The organism is Candidatus Eisenbacteria bacterium (genome assembly GCA_016930695.1).
In the GTDB taxonomy this organism is placed as follows: domain Bacteria; phylum Orphanbacterota; class Orphanbacteria; order Orphanbacterales; family Orphanbacteraceae; genus JAFGGD01.
Window position 1 is genome coordinate 1 of record JAFGGD010000031.1, and the last position, 19,160, is coordinate 19,160.

Consider the following 19,160-nt stretch of genomic DNA (forward strand, 5'->3'; position numbering starts at 1 on the left):
CCCCCCACCCCAAGAGGGGATGAACAAATCTAGAAAACGGGGAAGTGTAATTGTCGCCGAGGGGAAAGAGTAATTGTCGTTGACCAGTGGCCCAGAAGGGACGCTGTAAATAGCGCGGTCGTGGGTAGGGATGCCTGCATGACTTGACGGGGCTGTACTGCGGAGTGCTGTACCCTGAAGGAATGTAGTCCAATTCCCACCTAGGTTGTGGATCGTTTCGGTGTGACGCCCAGATGTCCAGTCCTCGACCATCCACGGCGGTTTCAAGAAAACCGCTAGTCTTAGCGGTTCTCTCGTTCTTGATGATGTCCTGTTTGGGTAACCTAAACCTACCCTAACTGGTGCACCACGAGCGGCTGGACGCAATTAGAACCTTTTTCAACAAGCACCCCGACGCCGTCCAGTGGCCCGCTTTCTGTGATAAATGGAAAGAAATGCTTCCGTCATACTACCATCGTCGCAGGAAAACGTCACGTCGGGGAGGTGGGCGAAAGTCCCGAACGCGAGTCCACGAACACATTCTCGGAGCGAACAAAGAGACAACTAATAGCGGTCATTGACTTTCACGATCTGGCGTGTTTCGCTTGAACCGTAGGAGACTCATAAGAAAGAGAATGAGGTGGTCATGCGAGTACACAGCATCAGAATTGAGAACTACAGGCCGTTTGCGGATCTGTCCGAGACGCGCTTGGGGCAACTTGCTACTCTTGTTGGCAAAAACGACAGCGGCAAGTCTAGTATTCTGAGGGCCTTGCAGACGTTCTTGGAGGAGAAGCCGGGTCTTGCTTCTTCCGATATCCACCACGGCTCCGCAGCTGAGGCTGACGTAGTTATAGAGGTAGCATTCTCGGATCTTCCTGATGTTGTCTGTCTCGAGGAGTCCGTTGAGACGACCCTGGCCGAAGAGAATCTGCTCGACGCAAGTGGGCATCTGCGGCTAAGGAAGACCTATCCCCGGAGCAATCTTGGGAAATTCCGCATTGAGGTGATCGTCCGTGACTATGCCAACGAGATGTTTTCTGGGCTTGCTGCCCTGAAAGAGAAGGAACTGAATGAGCGGTGTGCTGAGTGTGAAATCGAAACAAAGAAATCCGGCCGGGGTATTACCAATAAAGGGAAGAGAGCTTCGCTCCGGGCTGAGGCTGAGAAGCGAAAAGTAAAGGCTGAGGACCGGGCTCTGGAGTTGCCCGACCGGAGTGATCTGTGGAGGACGATCAAAGGGCTTCTGCCTGGCTTTGTTATGTTTGAGGCCGACACGAGGCTTGGGGTTGAGGAGACTTCATTTCAAGGACAGTTCCGATCAATCATTAGAGCGGTATCTGAGCATGAAAGGGTTCGAGAAACCAGGGAGTCCTTTTCAAAGGCTATTCAAGACGGGCTCCAAGTGGAAATCGACAGACTATTCGAGCTCCTGACGCACCACACTGACGCTTTTTCACGACTGAGTGCCCACCCGAGCTTCACATGGGACAAGGCAGTTACCTTTGATATATATGGAACGGACGGCGCTGGGGTGGAAACGTCAGTCGAACGGAGAGGTAGTGGTTTGCGTCGTTTGATGATGGTGGCATTCTTTCAGTATCTTGCCGAGCGCGGGCGATCTGCCGGTGACACGATTTTCGGAATCGAGGAACCGGAGAACTGCCTTCATCCGGCTCTTCAGCGGGAGCTAGTTACATCGCTTAGAACCCTTACTGGGGAAGGCACGCAAATCGTCATCTCGTCTCATTCACCGGTCTTCGCGGGGGCATCACCAGTGGATGATCTAGCACTTGTCGTGCGAGAAGCGGACAAGGCGAGGGCTGTGCAGGCTCCAGAGCTGGATCGGGCGCAGATCGCCTCGGAGCTCGGGGTCGAACCGGCCGATCAGATTACGGGCTTTGATGCGTGTGTGTTCGTTGAGGGGCCGGACGACGTGTTCTTCTTCCAGCAGGCGGCGAGAATCCTCAAAGAGGCTGGGCATGTTGACGCGTTGTTCGAAGATAAAAATATCGGATTCATTCCCTACAGTGGCGACTGCCTGAAGCACTGGATAGATTTGAGAGCGATGAAGCGTCTAAATAGGCGTTTTGCTGTGATCGTGGATAGCGATCGGAAGTCGGCGTCGGATACGATACCGGGCAGGAAGATGAATTGGAAGAGGCAGTGTGAATCTGATGGCGGAGTCTTCCACATTCTGAATAGGCGGGAAATCGAGAACTACGTACATGAGGAGGCGATAAAGCGCGCTGGGCTCACTCTGGCCCCGTATGATGCGTATGCAGATATGAAGGCTACGTTTGGACCACGGGTTCATCGACTCATTGAGGGCATGACGTGTGACGAACTCTTGGAGATGGATCGGCTAGATGATGGGGGCGGCGAACGCCATGAGATACGTGACCTGATACAGACACTGTTGGGGCTGCCAGAAGCATGAAAGCGAAGGCGAAGAACAAGAACACCTATTTCTCGGACGTATTTGGGGTGGCCCCGTCTGATCTTCGCAGGTATGGCGCTTTCAACATCTCGTTGATTTCCGATCTGCCTCTCTTCGTAGATCCTTTCCTTCTCTTCAATAGCCGGAAGGAAGTGTACCAGGACCTTCACGAGAGTATCATCCGATACCTGAAATTCCTCCGGGATAGGTCAGTGAGGGGAAGCGTCAACAGAGGGCTGCTCCTCGGATGGTACGTGTTCAGCGAAGTACACCAGAATTGGCTTGGATATTCGGAATCCGGAAATCGTGGAAGCGGTCTGGGACGCGACTTTGCAAGGGCGCTGAATGCGAATTTGAATTCCATTTTTGCGGACTTCGGGAAGGAGAAGATTGCGCGCGGGAGTCATCTAGAGAAGCTGTGTTTGATATCACCGGGCGTTGGCCACGACAAGATCAGTGACTTCACGACGAATCTTATAAAGGAGTTTCTCTTAGAGTACACGCAGGCCTTCGGCAAGAAGCATATCGACAAGAAATTGAGAAGGCGTGTGAGGGTGAAGCGCGTACGGTTCAACTACAGGACGGAATCGTGGGAATCTGGCGAATACGACCTCCCGTGCTTTGCGGGTGACTACGTCCTTCTAACTCCCCACGACATCCTTACGAAGGACGACGTATGGATCAACCGACCGGATCTCTTCAACGAGTTTGACCGGATTGCAGAGTCCGTCTCCAACGAGCAGTTACGAGCTGAGGTCAATAACTACTTCCATCAGCGACTCGCAGAGGAGCCGACGCGGGAGGAATGGAATAGTGCGGTGAGCGCGGCTCTTAGAAAGTTCCCATCGCTGATTGAGTACTACATAAAATACAAAGAGGAAAATGGGGATCGTGCAAGAGAGATCAGCGAAGGGAAGGTATCCGAGTCCGAGGAGCGCTATGTTCGGCAGGTCGGAATCCTGATTGAGCTCCTGAGGCAGCAATCAGGGTTCTACGGCATTTCAGGCAATACTCTTCCAGAAGCCCGGGCAAGGCTGGAGTTTTTGAAAGACATCATTGAGAACAAGGGAGGGTATCGGATCTTTTATTCAAAAGGGAATCCTGTGAGGCGGGAATCGGATCTACACATCCTTTATCGGCTGACGTGGTTTGGAACACCTTCGGATGTGAGCCGGGAGGTGGACGACGGCAGGGGGCCCGCCGATTTCAAGATCTCACGAGGGAGAAAGGGTAAGTCGATTGTCGAATTCAAGCTGGCAACCAACGCGCAATTGAAAAGGAACTTGCGACGCCAGGGGGAAATCTACCAGAAAGCCAGCGATGCTGAGAGTCTACTGAAGGCCATCATTTTCTTCTCCGAGAGGGAACATAAGCGGGTGTTCGACATCTTGAAGGACCTCAATCTGGAGGGCTGCCGGGACATTATCTTGATCGATGCCAGGGCGGATAATAAGCCGTCGGCCTCAAAGGCGTAACATATCTGGTGGAACACCAACTACTGCGAGCCGCGAAGCCAATGGAGCACTCGTTCCTCGATATCCTCCCGTGGGCGCTTTCCCCTAGTTTCCCACCGCGAAACACTCCCTGGATCAACTCCTAGAATGATGGAGACTGCGAGCTGTGTCAGCCCACGTGACAGCCGGGTCCCACGGAGTCGGGCGCCAAAGCTGTCCTCTGCTAAGGACGGCTGATAGTCCAGAAAGCTGATGATCCCCGGCCACTGCCGGGGCAACGGATGGGTTGCGTTGCTTTCCCAGAGTCGGTAGGTGTCTTTCGATACCCCGATTTGCTCGGCTACCTCCCGCTGGAGGAGTCCAAGGTCCAATCTCCGCTTTCGAAGATGGCTCCCTAACGTCTTGAGTTCCCTAGGATAAGCAGGATCAAGGGGTTTAGATGCTCGGAGCCGTAAACCGGTAAAAGGCAACGCAACGGTGTCCGTGCGGGTACTACGGCGAGGGGCGGTGCGCCTGCACTCCCGGCGAGGTGAGGCGCTACGTGGGGCGCGTGTCGGGGCCGCTTCTCGACAGGATCGACCTGCACGTGGAGGTGCCGCGTGTTTCCTACGGCGACCTGTCCGGCGTCACCCGCGGGGAACCTTCCGCCGCGGTCCGGGAGAGGGTGGAGTCGGCGCGGCGGGCGGAGCGCGCCCGATTCGCGAAGATCCCCGGCCTCTTCACCAACGCCCGCATGGGGACGCGCGAGATCGAGGCGTTTTGCCGGCCCGACCGGGAAGGGGAGAGGCTTCTCCGGGATGCGATGGAGAAGCTGGAGCTCTCCGCCCGCGCCTACGCCCGCATCCTCCGCGTCGCGCGCACCATCGCCGACCTCGCCGGGAGCGACGCGATCGCCGCGCCCCACGTCGCCGAGGCGATCCAGTACCGGAGCCTCGACCGGCCGAGGTGGAGGGAGGGGGGATGAGTGAGGGAGCGACTTCTGATTAGGGAGAGAGGCTCATCCGTCCTCTTCTCGATGATCGAAGGGAGCCCGGGACGCACTCGCTCTCCTGGGACGGCCGGATCGACGGCGCGGCGTCCCCGAGTTGGACGAGGCGGAACCCGCCGCCTGGTGCGACAGTCGGGTGAAGCCCGCTCGCGGAAACACGCCGGCGACGCGATCCTCTAGCGCAGAAGCACGATTTTCGCGGTGTCGCTCATGCGATCGCCGGCGTCCATTCGCACGAGGTAGACGCCGGAGGCGACGGCGTTTCCTCGGTCGTCCCGGCCGTTCCACGGCAAGGCGTGCTCGCCTGCGTCGAAGTCGCGGTCCGCCAGAGTCCGGACCGCCCGCCCGGAGATGTCGAAGACCCGCACGCGGGCGTTGCCCGCCGCGGGGAGGTTGAAGACGATCTCGGTGCTCGGATTGAACGGATTGGGATGGGCGCCGAGGATCCGCGCCGGACCCGCCCCGGGTACTCCGCCGTCCACCGAAACAAGCGATCCCTTGCGCAGAACGACGAGCCCGGCCTTCGGAAGGGCGATCGCCATGGACTGGGCATAGCCGTCATAGGCGATCGCCTCGGCGGTGAGATCGCCCGGATTGACGGGCCCGCTCCCCTCGTACTCCGGGGCTTGGCTGTTCAAAGCCTCGTGCCACAGGCCCGGCTGCGGCAGCCCGACCCTGTAGGACGCATAGTCGGAGTTGCCCAAGTTGGCGACCACCACGAGCACCTCGTCGCCGCCGTACCTCTGAAAGGCGATCACGTTTACTGATTCGTTGACGTGAAAGATATCGAGACCCGCGTCCGATCGGAGGGCGGGATTGCCGGTCCGAAGGGCGACGAGATCCTTGTAGTAATCGAAAATGCCGGCGTAGGTCGTTTTCTTCGACCAGTCGATCCGGTTTTCCGCGTCGGTTCCGAAGTCCGAATCCTCCAGCCACTCCGTCCCCTGGAGCATCGCCGGGATGCCGGGGGCGGTCATCACCAACCCCTGTCCCAGCTTGGTCCGCCCCTTCGCCCATTGGTCGTCGTGGGGGGAGGTGGCGTCGATCGACTGGACCATTCTCTGGCCGCCGCTCGACGGCCACGCCTCGTCGTGAAGCTCCAGGTAGTTGGTCACGTATCCGTGTTCGAGATAGGAGCCGCTCCCGCCGACGATGTCCGAGATCTTCCACATCTCGGGATCTCCGTAGGCGGCGTCGAAAAGCTCCTCACGGAGACGGTCGGTGAAGGCGTCATTGTACTGTGAATCGAATCCCGCCCCGCCGAGCGACGTCGGCCGGGTCACCCACGAGTTGTCCGGGAGCTGTTCGGCGATCGCGATCTTGTCGACGCATCGATTGTTCATCTCGTCGTTCAGCCGTTGCATCAGACTCCAGCCGGACGCCTCCTGGGGCGCGATGTTCATGTATCCCGTGGCGTCCATCCGGAAACCGTCGAGCCGGTACTCCTCGAGCCACATGAGCGCGCTGTGGGCGTAGTAGTCGCGGACCCCCTCGTCGTCGAAGTCGGCCTGGCTCCCCCAGGGCGTCTCGACGGCGGGGTCGTCGAAATAGAGCTGGGTGCCGTCGTAGTTCCAGAGGTAGTTGTCGCTGTAGGAGACGTGGTTCCACACGATGTCGAGCAGAACGGCGATCCCCTCGGCGTGGAGCGCGTCGATCATCGCCTTGAAGTCGTCCGGATCGCCGTAGACCGATTCGGGCGCCCAGGCGGTGATCGGGTTGTAACCGGCCGAGTAATCCCAGGGGAACTCGGTGATCGGATTCAGCATGACCGCGTTGACGCCCAGTTCGGCGAGATGCGAAGCCCTCGCGGCGACGTCGAGATAGCCGGCCGGAAAGGAGGTGGAGCCGTAGGGATCGTTCCGCCCGGAGAAAGTGCCGACATGCAGCTGATAGACCACCATCTCCTCGAAGGGGGGAGGCGAAAAGTCTTCGGTCTGCCATTCGTAACGGAGGGGATCCTCGATGACGGCGTTGTAGTTGTCGCCGGGATCGAGGGCGCGGGCGCGGGCGTCGGTGTTCCAATGGGAGCCGTCGAAGAAAAACTTGTACATCTGGCGGTCGGAGGCGTTCGACACGCGCGCGATGAAGTGGTCGCCCACCTTGTTCATCGGATTCCCGAGTCCCCACCCGTTGAACTCCCCGCGAACGTGCGCCGTGGAGCTCGACGGAGACCAGACCTTGAAGACCGTCCCGCCGCCGCCCAGAAGGGTCGCGCCGACCGGCGCGTGCTCGAGCGTCGCGTAATCGATCGTGAACATATCTCCGACGGGCGGGCCGGCGGACATCCATCCGGCGCCGAGATAATCGGTCTCTCCGCCGTCGGTGAGTTCGATGTAATAGGAGAGTTGATCCGCCTCGGTGGCCGGCACCTGCGCGGACCAGACATCGTAAGGTCCGCGGGCGGAGATCTTCGACGCGGTGATCCACGCGCCGTCGCCGTCTTCCACACGGACCCGCGCGGAGGTCAGATCATTCCCGTAGGTTTGAAAAAGGACCTCGAAGGTTTCCCCGTCGACGGGGCAGATGGGCCTCCGGTCGAGCCGGGAAACGTGGGAAATCCCGTCCCATTCGACGTTTCCGTCCGGAGCGGCGGCCGGGCACTCGGCCGGCGAGACCAAAACCGAAAAGAGCATTATTCCCGCGAGGGCGCAAAACGCCCCGAGGCGATTTCCATTCAACGGAGTCTCCTATCTTTAGTGTTTTCAATAACTATTATAAACGATCCGGCCTCCGCGCACAAGGCGCGGGCGTGGCCGTCATCGGGATGACCGTCGGGATTCACGTCGAGCACGTCCAGGATCGTCCCTTCCGCTCCGTCGTCCCGAATCGCGAAGTACCGGTCGCCCGTCGTTGTTCCCGGCGACGATGATTCCGTTTCTCGCGACGATCGGGGCGGAGCCGCGGATCTCCCAGCCGAGGGAGCCGGTCTCCACCGACCGCTTGATCGATCCGTCGGCGGTGGAGAGGGCGTAGAGCCGCGGGACTCCGGTGCGCCACGGTTCCTCGCCGTATCGCCGTCGAAGGAGACGCCCCCGATTGCGCCGAAGGGAATCGACTGGTACAATAGGCACCTGTAAGCCTTTCATCCATCCCTCGACCCGAAGGCGGAGCGCGGGCGTTACCGAAGAACGAACCGAGACGAGGGGAGGAGCCGTTCCCCCCGGCACCCCGAGCGGCCATGATCGTTCCGATCAACCACGCTAAGCTGGCGATTCCCCCGGGACCCGCATCCTACCTGCCGCGTAGACGACTCGACCCGCTCTGGCCGGAATGGGCGGACAAGACGCTCGTTCTCGTGACCGCCGGCGCGGGGTTCGGGAAGACCTCCTTTCTCTCCGCCGCCGCCCGCTCCTCCGAGCGACCGGTCGTCTGGTACTCCATCGACGAGACGGACGCCGGGCTGGGGCGGTTCTGCGCGCACCTCCACGCGGCGTTCTCGGCGAAGCCGAAGGAAAGTCTTACGCTTCCCGAGGGGGGAGACGCGGACTTCGCGAACCGTGTGCTCGCCCACATGGTGCGCGCCCTCTCCAAGGAAAAGGGGGGAAAGGTTCTCGTTTTGGACGACGTCCATATGGTCGCCCGCTCCGGACCGGTCATGCGGCTTCTGGAGAGAATGATCCGATTCCTTCCCCCCGGCTCCACGCTGGTTCTCGCCTCCCGCGAACCCCTTCCCATCGCGACCATGAAGCTGCAATCGCTCGGGGCGGTCGCCCGCCTCACTTCCGACGAACTCGAGTTCGACGCCGAAGAAGCGGCGCGGCTCTACCGCCTCCACTTTCCCGACGCCCGTCTCGATCCCGCGGTGGGGGACCGGATCGTCGCCCGGACCGAGGGATGGCCGGCGGGGATCGAGATCCTCTTTCAGTCGTTGGGGCGGCCGTCGAACCGGGCGATCGAGGGAACGCTCGGTCGAATGGCCGAGGAAGGCCGGGGATGGTTCGCCTTCTTCGCCGAGGAGGTGTTGCGCGCGCTGGAGCCCGAGCTGTGCGGTTTTCTGATCCGCACCTCCGTTCTCCCCCGCCTGGAAGCGGATCTCTGCGACCGGATTCTGGGCGAGAAGAACAGCCGGCGCTTTCTCGAGGAGCTTTCCCGGCGGAACCTTTTCACCTTCCCGGTGGACGAAGAGAGGACCGCGTTCCGATACCATCACATCTTCCGCGATTTCCTGAGGGGGCGGTTGGAACGCGAGGGGGGAGAGGAGGCGCGGCAGTTGCGGAAGCGCGCCGCGGCGGTTCTCGGCAGGGCGGGGGCTTGGGCGGAGGCGCTCGCCGTCCGCGCCGAGGAGGGGAACGTGAAAGCCACGCTGGATCTGGTGGAAAAGGCGGGCGAGGATCTTCTCCGATCGGGGCAGTACGATCTGATCCGCCGCACCCTGTCGCGCCTTCCCAAGAACCTGCTCGACGAGCGCCCCGCCGCCCTTCTCGTGCTCGGCCGCGCCACGGAGATTCCCGGGCGATGGGAGGAAGCGGAGGCGATCTACAGGAGGGCGCTCCGCGCCTGCCCGCCCGGCGCGCGCCGGGTGGAGCTGATGAGTCTCCTGGCGCAGATCCGTCTCCGCCGCGGAGACAACCGGGGTTGCATGTCCCTCTGCGAGAAAGCCATGGATCAGCCCGGCGCGAAACCGGCCCCCGTTCGTCTGAGGATCCTCGGCATGCTCGGCATCTCGGCGTGCGAACTGGGGCGGCTCGACGAAGGGGAGAGGGTTCTCCGGCGGGCGAGAACGGTCTCCCGGAGGGGAGGGGGACGCGCGGCGGAAGACCGGATGTTCTATCTCCTGCCCGGCAACATTCACTACCGCCGCGGCGAGTTCCGCCGCGCCAAAGAGGCGGTGCGGGAAGCCCTGGTCTCCTTTCGAAAGGGGAAGGACTACCGGCAGGTGTGCCACAGTCTCGGCGTGCTCGCCCACATCACGGCGGAGACCGCGGAGACCGGCGCGGCGGGGGAACTGGCCCGGGAAGGGCTGCGCATGGCCGAGAGCCTCGAGTATCCGGTCATGGAGGGCTACTGTCGTCTCGCGCTCGCGAAGTGCGCGCTCATCGACGGGGATCCGGCGGAGGCGCGCGTCTGGGCTGAAGCCGCCCTGGGGCTGGGCGATCTCCTCGGCGAGATCGGTCTTCGCACCATATCGATGACGCGGCTCGCCGAGACGGCGCTGGCTTCGGGGAACCGCCGCGAGGCGCTCCGTCTGGCGCGGGCCGCGCTGGACGTCTCCGTTCGTCTCAAGGACATCTACCAGGAGTCGGAAAACTGCGTTCTCCTCGGAATCCTCGAGGCGCAAACGAAACGCGGGAACGCGGCGACGTGGTGGCGGCGAGCCGAGAGGATCATTCGCCGCGTCGGCATGCGCTACCATCTCCACCGCCTCCTCCTGATTCGTCTCGCCGCCGGGGCCGTGCCCGAGAAAGCGACGGGGAGGGTTCTCCGGGAGCTTCTTCGGGGGGCGGAGTCGATGGAGCATTCCTTCCTCTTTCTCGCGCTGGAGCCCGAACGGGCGGTTCCCGTGCTGATCGAGGCGGTGCGGAGGGGGATCGAGACCGATTACGCGGCGGAACTCCTCGCGGAGATCGGGGAGAGGGCCGTGCCTTCCCTCGTTGTCCTGCTCGAGAGCCCCGACGAGAAGATCTCGGTCCGCGCGGTGGATCTCCTCGCGAGAATCGGCGGGGAGGACGCCCGCGCCGCGCTCGCCCGTCAAGGGAACGAGGAAACGGCGACCGGCAAAGCCGCCGGTGAGCGCGCGGAGGAGATGGATTCCCTCCCCGACGTTCCCCTGTCGATTCGCGCCCTAGGCCCGCTCCAGGTGAAGATCGGAAAACGCTCTCTCTCCCTGGATGATTGGAAATCGGCACGCGCGCTCCGTCTCTTCCAGCTTCTCCTGGTTCATCGTTTCCGCTGGGTGCCGCGCGACGTGGTGATCGAGACGCTTTGGCCCGACGCGGACCCGTCGAAGGGAACGAACAACCTCCGGCAGACGATCCACCTTCTGAGAAAGATCCTCGAACCGGCGCGGCGCGGCGCGCGCGACTCCCGCTATGTCCGTTTCTACAACGAAGCGGTCCGGCTGGAGCCGGGAGAGGGCTGCTCTTACGACGCCGACGAATTCCAGGAGGCCGTCCGGGAGGCCGAGAACGGGTGGGGGGCGGGGGACAAGCGGAAGTCCGAGGCGGGCTACCGGAAGGCGCTGGAGATCTACCGGGGGGAGTTTCTCGCCGACGCGCCGTTCGAGGAGTTCGCCGCCGAAGAGAGGGAGCGGCTTCGGGACCGTCTGATCCGCGCGACCGGACGCCTGCTGTCGCTTTTCGCGGAGGAGAAACGCTGGGAGGAGGTCGTCCCCCTCTGCCGGTCCGGGATCGCCCAGGACCCCTACCGCGAGGAGTTTCATTATCATCTCGTGCAGGCGCATCACCGGCTCGGTAACCGCCGTGAAGCGCTGGACGACTATCACCGGTACGAAGAGACGATGGTCCGGGAACTCGACCTTCTCCCCTCCGGCCGCATGAAGGCGCTCGCGGACAAGGTGGTTTCCTTCGAGCCCGAAGAGGAAACCGCGTAATCCCCGCGTAACGAGCCTCCCCTACACTTCCCGTGAAACATCGAGCGCGCGCATCGAGTGTGAAAACAGTCGGCCCCCGCCGCGGGAGCGCGGTTCGATTCCCGCGGGGCGGAGGGAAGACGTACGGAGGAAAGGGATGTCGACCTTCATCGTCCGCCTCGTCCCTTCGGAGGACGAGCGTTTCCACGGCAGAATCCGTCACGTGGGGAGCGGCGAGGAGGCGCTTTTCTCCTCGGCGAAGGAGATGCTCTCCTTCATGGAGGGGATGAGCGTTCTCGACGCGATCGGCGGCGGGGGCGCCGGTCTCGAGGAAGAGGGAGGATAGACGCGCCGCCATCGCCCCGTCCGCGCGGCCGTTCCCGCCCTCCTCTTCCGGCCGGGGGGAGCGGCTTCGTCTTGACACTCCACGGACCCGCTCCTACAATCGTTTCATGCGTATCTGGTTGTGCGTCATCATCATACTCGGCCTTTCGGCGAGCCTCTTCCAACAGTCTCTCCGGGTCGCCAAGCTGAGTCCGCAAAGCGTGGACATCTTTTCCAGCGTGGCTCCGGGGGGCGGCTACTATCCCTTCATGCTCGAACCGTGGAAACCTCGTGTGGCGTCGAATTATCTGGCGCAGCATCTTCTCGCGGGAATCGACAACCCGAACCGGCGACCGGCGGTATGGAATATCGCCTGGTTCATTCCGTGTTGCGCGGTCGTCATGGCGATCAGCGCGCGGCATTCGCTTTTCATGATATTCGGCCTATACGCGGGGGTGACCTGGGGATACATGCCGGTCAAGATCGGGGGGCTGCTTACGAGGATCTATCCGTGGGACATGCCCGCCCTCTTCTTCTTCTGCTGTTTCGTTCTTTTTGTTCAGAGGAGGTGGATCCGGCCGCTCTTCCTGCTGCTTCCGATCGGAATTCTCTTCAAGGAGACGTTGATGATCGGGTGCGTGGCTCCGCTCTTTCTTCTCGGCGATCGGAGGGGAAGGATCTCCCGGACCGCCGCGCTCGTCGCCGTCTGCGCCGCGGCGAAAGCCGCCGCCGGGCTTCTGGGAGGGGCTCCACTCTTCTTGTCGATGCGCGCCGTAGGCTGGTGCACACCGGAGAAGGAGAACGCCTCGCGTTTCCTTTACAACCTCCGGATCCTCGCCGAGCCCCGGCTCGCCCACCCTCTTCTCGCCAACGGCGGCACCTTTCTCGCGGGAATATTCGCCGCGCTTCCCCGGCTCCGTGACGAGACGACCCGGCTCTATTTGACGGTACTCGCGCTCTTCACCGCCGGGCTGCTTTACTATTCGGTCATACACGAGTTTCGGATTTGGTTCGAGGCGATCCCGATTTCCCTCGTACTGATCGTCGAATGGTTGCGGTCCCGGGAAGGAAGGATTTCCTCCTGATCCGAACGGGCGCGAGGCGCCTTCGTATCAGCGGAGATAACCGAGGCTCTTGAGATCGTTTTTCAGCTCTTCCGACAGCTCCACCTCGCCGATGCTGGCGCGCGGAACTTCATAGTAACCGTCGAGGACCCCTTTCATTTTCCGGAAAACGTCGGGATTGTCGGCGGCGGCGTCCCGGGATTCTCCCGGGTCCATCTCGAGGTCGTAAAGGGAGACGGCGCCGTTTTCGCGGTCCTCGATCAGCTTCCACCGTCCGGTTCGGATCCCCCGCTTGTCGGCGAAACGGAGCGTTTCGGCGAAGATGGTCCGGTCTTCTCCCGGCTGGAAACGCCCGTCGACGAGCGGGATCGATTCGCCCCGGAATTCGGCGGGAATTTCGATTCCGGCCAGGTCGAGAAGCGTGGGCGCCAGGTCCTGCATACCGACGATCTCGCGGATCCGGTCGGGGGAGACGCCGGGAACGCGGATCATGAGGGGAACGCGGATCAACTCCTCGAAGAGGGTCCGGCTGTGCTCCAGTCCGCCGTGGTCGAGGAACTCCTCGCCGTGATCGGCGACGAAGAGGATGATCGTGTCGTCCAGAATCCCCTCCTCTCGTACCGCGTCGAGAAGGCGCCCGATCTGATTGTCGGTGAAAGCGATTTCGCTGTCGTAGCGGTCGATGGGATGATCGCCGAATGCGAAGCCCTCGTGGGAGAGATAGACGCTGTGCGGGTCGAAGTAGTGGACCCAGAGGAAGAAGGGGGCGTCTTCACGCTCCCGCAACCAGCGAACGGCGAGGTCGGTCACTTCTTTCGAGGTGCTGATCGACTCGGATTGGCCGATCCGGAGGACGGATTGGTCGTAATGACGGAACCCCTGATCAAAATGAAACTTGCGGCGGAAAATGATGTGGCTGACGAACGCGGCGGTCGAGTATCCCTTCGTCGAAAGCCACTCGGCGAGGGTGAGGAAACGCTCGTCCAGGGGCTGCTGCCAATCCGTGATTCCGTGGTCCCTGGGGGTGAGTGAAGTAAGAAGGGAGGCGACGGAAGGCATCGTCCAAGGACTGTGGCTATAGGCGTGATCGAAGACGGAGGACTCCTCGGACAAACGATCGAGATGGGGCGTGGTGCTCCGAGCGTAACCATAGGAGCCGACGTGGTCGGCGCGCAGCGTGTCGACCAGGATGATCAGGATGTTCATCGGCCGGTCCGCCGTTTTCCCGCAGCCCGAAAGAGAGAGCGCCGCGGAGAGCAGAAAGACCGGAAAACGAAGCTTCCAGGACAAGGGACCACCTCCCGAACGGGGACGGATCTCCGCGCAACCGGCGGATGATATAGTATACCAGACGCCGGTCTTTTCCGCCGAATCGCCGGATTTGTCGGCAGGTCCTTCTCTTTCTACATTCTCCCCGGCCGCAGCTTTTCGATGAAGCCCGAGTCGACCCAATAGATGTCGGTGGAGCCGCTCCGGCCGCTGTGGAAAAAGAGAAACTTGCCGTCCGAAGAGATGATGGGGCACATGTCGTGGGCGGCGGAGTTGATCGGTTCCCCGACGTTCACCGGCTCCGTCCAGAGTCCCTCGCGATCCCGGAAAGAGATGTAGAGGTCCACTTGGCCGATGGTGTCCGGGCGGCGGCTTCCGGAGAAGAGGAGGTAGCTTTCGTCGGGCGCGATGAAGGGGGAGTCTTCGCGGTATTCCTCGTGGTTGATCGCTCCCGGAAGCTTCTCCGCCTCGGCGTAACGGAGGCCGCCGAGGGGGCGCGAAATCCAGAGATCCCCGCCCGATCCGAAGTAGATGTCGCCGTTGGCCGCCACCGAGAACTGCCAGTGGATGTTCCGGTCGTTCGGGCCGCCTTCGATCCGTCGCGGTTCGGACCAGCCGTCCCCTTCCTTTTCCATGACCCAGATGCGCTCGGCGCCTCTCTCTCCTCCCGGTTCGTTCGGGCGTCCGGAGTCGAAGAAGAGCCTCGTCCCGTCGGGGTGGAAGAAGGGGACGTCGTCCCCCATGCGGGGGATCGCCGAGAACGGGGCGAAATCCGGCGCCGTCCACCGGCCCCCTTCGGTCCGGGAGGTCAGAATACGGGAGTAGGAATAGCCGGAGTCGCTTTCGTAGGAGGAAGACCAGTACGCCTCCCTTCCGTCCGGCGAGAAGGCGATGGAGCCGTGTTCGGAGCGGTTCGTCGACACGATGTCGAGGGCGAACAGAAGCGGGTCCTTTCCGGGGAGGGGCCGGCCGAGGTAGGGCCCGCGAAGGTCGGGGAAGCGCCGGGGGGAATCGTCCGCTCCTTTCGCCCGGAGCATGCGGGCCGCGTCTTCTCTCTCGTTTTGGTCGGCGAGATGGAGCGCCGTCAATCCCGAAAGGCTTTTCGCGTCGATGTCGACCTCTTCGGCGAGGAGCCACCGGATGACCTCCGTCCGCCCCTTCTCGGCGGCGCTGTGGAGGGGCGTCCAACCGTAGCGGTCCTTCTCGCCGATCGTGAGCCCCCGTCCGGCGAGGGATCGGACGATCTCCATCGATCCCCCGGCGGCGGCGGAGTGGAGGAGCGATCCGTCGAAACCGTTCCGGATCGTCAGGTCCGCGCCCCCATCGGCCAGAACGGTGAAAAGACGGTCGAGCCCTCGATTGGCCGCGAACAAAGTGATCTCTTCCGCCTCTTGACCCCGTAAGGGGACGGTCGCGCCGCTGTCGAGGAGCAGGTTCACGAAACGCCCGAAGCCGCGCCAGGCGGCCAGATTGAGAGGCGTGGAGCCGAAGCGGTCCACCGTGTTGGGGTCCGCTCCGTGGTGGAGGAGTCTCTTCCCGATGTCGGCGTTCCCCGTCTCCCGCGCGGTCAAACAGAAGGGGGTTCTTCCGTAGTCGTCCTTGATCTCCGTTTCCGCGCCGTTCTCCAAGAGGAGATTCACGATCTCGATGTCGTCCGCCCAGACGGCGGCGAAATGGAGCGGTGTCTCCTTTCCGTCCGTCACCGCGTTCACATCCGCGCCGCGTGCGATCAGCTTCCGGGCGATATCACGGGCGCCGCGCACGGCGGCGTAGTGCAGGGGGGTCGCCCCGCTCCCATTCGCGATCGACGGGTCCGCCCCTTTTTCGATCAACCGGTCGGCGGTGTCGAACCGTCTCTGGGAGATCGCGAAGATCAGCGGCGTCGTTCCGTTTCGGTCCTGAACGTCGATCCGCACTCCCCGCTCGAGGAAGAGGTCGATCAAACGCGGATGCCCGCCGATGGCGGCGTAGTGGATCGCCCGGGTATCATCCCCGTCGCCGAGTCCGATGTCCGCCCCCCGGTCGATGAGGATACGGGCGGCGTCGACGCGACCTTCCCGGGCGGCGAGGCAGAGAGGCGGAATCCCCTCGGCGTCCGGTTCGTTCGCGGCGTTCGGGTTTCGATCGAGGGCGGCGCGAAGCGCGGCGAGATCGCCCGCCGCCGCCGCGTCGTGGATCTCTCCGGCGGAGAGCGCGGCGGGGAGCGCGAGGAACAGCGAAAAGAGCAAGGCCGAGGCGAGACGGCGCGTTGGAGCGGGCATGCTTTTCCTCCCGGTCAATGGAAACAGGATGAGATCGAGTGGTTGTCGGTGGCCCTCCTTATAGACGCCGCCGGCGCATCGCGCGTTGAAGGAAAGGGGGGACGCGTGGGGCCGGTTCGGGAACCGCGCGGCGGGATGTACGTCGAATCGCCGAGCCGGACGAATGAAAAAGAGGAGGCGCGGGGTTTTCCGCTCCCGCGCCTCCGCATACGCTCGATCTCGCCCGATGGGGAAGGATCACCTCACCAGGGTCATTTTCCCAGCCGCTCGAAGTTGACCCGCCTCGATTCGGTAAAAATAGACGCCGCTCGGCAGGGGGCGGCCGTCGTCGCCGGCGCCTTCCCAAGCCGCTCGCACCTCACCCGCGGCGAGGCGCTCTCCCCGGAGGAGCGTGCGGCGCAACCTTCCGCTCACGTCATAGATCTCCAGGGAAACGCGCGCTTCGGAGGGGAGGGTGAAACGGATCTCGGTGTTCGGATTGAACGGGTTGGGATGATTTCGTGGAACAATCCTCTTCGGAGCGACGGCCGCGCCGACACCGGTCGAAGGGGAGATCGGCTCGTAGAAATACGCCGAGCCGGAGTTTGTCCCGTTGTCGTCGTTCATGTCGGCGGCGACGAGAGCCGTGGGGCCTTGGATGGCGACGGAGACTCCGAAGTTGTCGTCGTTCGCCCGGTCGGAGGCGGTCAGCTTCCACAACTCCTGTCCCGTCGTGATGTCGAAGACGCAGGCGAATCCGGGGAGCTCGGTGCCGTACCCCTGTTGGGACGCGCCGACGAGCGCGTAGTTCCCGGAGAGCGCCACCGAGCTGCCGAACCAGTCACCGCCCCCTTCCGGCTCCGAAGGGACCAACTCGCGGATCAGCTCTCCCGTGGAGAGGTCGAAGAGGTAGGCTACTCCGGGGGCGCTTTCCCCGTCCCAATAGGCTCCCACGAGAAGTGTGTCTCCCGAGATGGCCAGCGCGTTGCCGAACCGGTCCTCCTGCCCCTCGTCCGGCGTGGTGATCCGCCGGATCTGCGCCCCCGTGGAGACGTCGAAGACATAGACGGCGCCGCAGTTCGCGTGCACACCGATTCCATCCCAGGTGGGAGCCCCGACGACGGCGTAGGCGTCCGACACCGCCACCGCGTAGCCGAACCAATCCTGTTTCCCCGCGTCGGAAGCGGTCAGCTTGAAGAGCTGCGTGCCCGTGGCGGCGTCGAAAAGATACGCGGCCCCGCTATCGTAAATCGACGTGCTCTGGTCGGCCTTGTACGCCCCGGCCAGAACGTAGGAAGGGGAGAGGGCCACCGAATTCCCGAGCCAGTCGTTTGCCGATGCGTCGCCGGCGGTGAACTTCCGCAGCTCCGTCCCATCGGTGAGGTCGAAGAGGTAGGCGGAACCCGCGTCGACCGCGACGTGGTCGTCCCGGAGAGCACCGACGACGGCGTGGTCGCCGAGGGCCGCGACGGCGCAACCGAAGAAATCGCTGCCGGCCGCGTCGGAGGCGTGGAGCTTGCGCAGCTCCGCCGCCGTGGCGAGATCGAGGACATAGGCCGAGCCGGCATCGCCGGCTCCGTCGTTGTCGGCCTGGGCGCCGATCACGGCGTACTCTCCCGCGATCGCGACGCCGCTACCGAAACGGTCGCCGAGGCCTGCGTCCGACGCGGTCACCTTGGTCTCGGTCGGATCGGCGGCCGCCGCGCTCCATACACACGACGACAGAATGATCAGAAGCGGCGGCGCGCTTTTCACCAACGAATGAAAACGGTTTCTCCTCATGATTCTCCTCCTTGTCCGGGGTTTCGGAAAACGGACCATTCGTGGTCGTCACGCGGGCAGGGTAGAGCATCTCCGTTACGCGGGCGTTACGCCCCGGCGCGCGCCCCGGGTTTTGAGGGGAGATCGCGTGGCGATCGGGGAAAATCGTGGGGGCCGTCGAGAAGGGCGACGCGGGTTTCCGGCCGCGCGGTTCGGAGGCCGGGGGTCAGAGAGCCGCGCCGCACTCCTTGCAGTACTTCGCGCCCTGTTCGTGTCCCTCGGCGCCGCACTGGGGGCACGCCTGGGTGCTCACCTCCGTCCCTTCGGCGCGGCTGAGTTCGGTCGCCACGATCCCGGTGGGAACGGCGATGATGGCGAAGCCGAGGATCATGAGCGCCGCCGCGATGGCCTGACCCAGCGCTGTTTGGGGGGAGATGTCGCCATAGCCGACGGTGGTCATCGTGACGATCGCCCAGTACACGCTCCGGGGGATGCTCGTGAATCCGTTCGCCTCCCCTTCCACGAGGTACATGATCGATCCGAAGATGACGACCATCGCGAGGATGGCGGAGAAGAAGACCACGATCTTCCGGCTGCTCGCGCGCAGGGCGCGGACCATGGCGTTCGCCTCGTGAAGGAAGCGGGCGAGCTTCAGCACCCGGAAGATCCGGAGGACCCGTAGGATCCGTATGACGAGCAGGTACTGGCTCCCCGGCAGGAGAAGGCTCAGGTAGGTCGGGATCACCGACAGGAGATCGATGACGCCGAAGAAGCTCTTCGCGTAGCGGGCCGGCCGGCCGATGCAGGAGAGGCGGAGGATGTACTCGACGGTGAAGACGATCGTGAAGAACCACTCGACTCCGATCAGGAAACGGCCGTGGGCCGCGTGGATCGAGCGGACGCTGTCGAGCATCACCGCGAGGACGCTGAGGAGGATGCACCAGATGAGCGCCAGGTCGAAAAGCTTCCCCGCCCTCGTGTCCGCCTCGAAGATCACTTCGTGCAGCTTGGCGCGCATCCCGCCGCGGCGGGTTTCGTCAGTCATGGTGCCTCCCCGCTCCGGCTCCGCTATGGGCCGTGACGCGGTAACTGTAACGGCGCGGGAAGGGTGA

Annotated in this window: 11 protein-coding genes and 1 pseudogene; 6 read left to right on the forward strand and 6 right to left on the reverse strand. The window is 62.9% G+C overall.

Annotation, left to right across the window (positions count from 1 at the left end; translation table 11 throughout):
* Positions 1–625 precede the first annotated feature (625 nt).
* Positions 626–2,419: an ATP-binding protein gene (locus JW958_06920; protein ID MBN1825980.1), complete on the forward strand. Its 1,794-nt coding sequence runs from the start codon at positions 626–628 to the stop codon at positions 2,417–2,419.
* Positions 2,416–3,894, forward strand: coding sequence for a hypothetical protein (locus JW958_06925; protein MBN1825981.1), 1,479 nt, complete (start codon positions 2,416–2,418; stop codon positions 3,892–3,894). The genes JW958_06920 and JW958_06925 overlap by 4 nt, the downstream gene beginning before the upstream one ends.
* Before the next feature lie 20 nt (positions 3,895–3,914).
* Here JW958_06925 and JW958_06930 read toward each other — a convergent pair whose 3' ends face one another.
* A complete protein-coding gene (locus tag JW958_06930; protein ID MBN1825982.1) occupies positions 3,915–4,343 on the reverse strand; it encodes a transcriptional regulator in 429 nt (142 codons plus the stop codon).
* 8 nt (positions 4,344–4,351) lie between these two features.
* On the opposite strand from JW958_06930, the pseudogene JW958_06935 reads away from it, so the two are divergent.
* Positions 4,352–4,837, forward strand: a pseudogene (locus tag JW958_06935) (ATP-binding protein).
* A gap of 200 nt (positions 4,838–5,037) precedes the next feature.
* Here JW958_06935 and JW958_06940 read toward each other — a convergent pair.
* A complete protein-coding gene (locus tag JW958_06940; protein ID MBN1825983.1) occupies positions 5,038–7,539 on the reverse strand; it encodes an alpha amylase C-terminal domain-containing protein in 2,502 nt (833 codons plus the stop codon).
* 500 nt (positions 7,540–8,039) lie between these two features.
* Here JW958_06940 and JW958_06945 point away from each other — a divergent pair, with 500 nt between their 5' ends.
* From JW958_06945 to JW958_06955, 3 genes are all read left to right on the forward strand, one after another.
* Positions 8,040–11,411: a hypothetical protein gene (locus JW958_06945; protein ID MBN1825984.1), complete on the forward strand. Its 3,372-nt coding sequence runs from the start codon at positions 8,040–8,042 to the stop codon at positions 11,409–11,411.
* A gap of 136 nt (positions 11,412–11,547) precedes the next feature.
* Entirely contained in the window at positions 11,548–11,736 is a 189-nt protein-coding gene (locus JW958_06950) for a hypothetical protein (GenBank protein MBN1825985.1), read from the forward strand.
* A 106-nt stretch (positions 11,737–11,842) separates the two neighbouring features.
* Positions 11,843–12,799, forward strand: coding sequence for a hypothetical protein (locus JW958_06955; protein MBN1825986.1), 957 nt, complete (start codon positions 11,843–11,845; stop codon positions 12,797–12,799).
* Between the two features lie 27 nt (positions 12,800–12,826).
* Here the strand turns inward: JW958_06955 and JW958_06960 are convergent, their stop codons facing one another.
* The 4 genes from JW958_06960 to JW958_06975 form a co-directional block, all read right to left on the reverse strand.
* Positions 12,827–14,068, reverse strand: a complete 1,242-nt coding sequence (locus JW958_06960; protein MBN1825987.1) for a sulfatase — start codon at positions 14,066–14,068, stop codon at positions 12,827–12,829.
* Between the two features lie 113 nt (positions 14,069–14,181).
* Positions 14,182–16,308: an ankyrin repeat domain-containing protein gene (locus tag JW958_06965; GenBank protein ID MBN1825988.1), complete on the reverse strand. Its 2,127-nt coding sequence runs from the start codon at positions 16,306–16,308 to the stop codon at positions 14,182–14,184.
* A gap of 237 nt (positions 16,309–16,545) precedes the next feature.
* The gene (locus tag JW958_06970) at positions 16,546–18,069 is read right to left on the reverse strand and encodes a PQQ-binding-like beta-propeller repeat protein (protein MBN1825989.1); all 1,524 of its coding nucleotides are present in this window, start codon (positions 18,067–18,069) and stop codon (positions 16,546–16,548) included.
* Between the two features lie 205 nt (positions 18,070–18,274).
* Positions 18,275–19,093: an ion transporter gene (locus JW958_06975; protein MBN1825990.1), complete on the reverse strand. Its 819-nt coding sequence runs from the start codon at positions 19,091–19,093 to the stop codon at positions 18,275–18,277.
* Between the last annotated feature and the right edge of the window lie 67 nt (positions 19,094–19,160).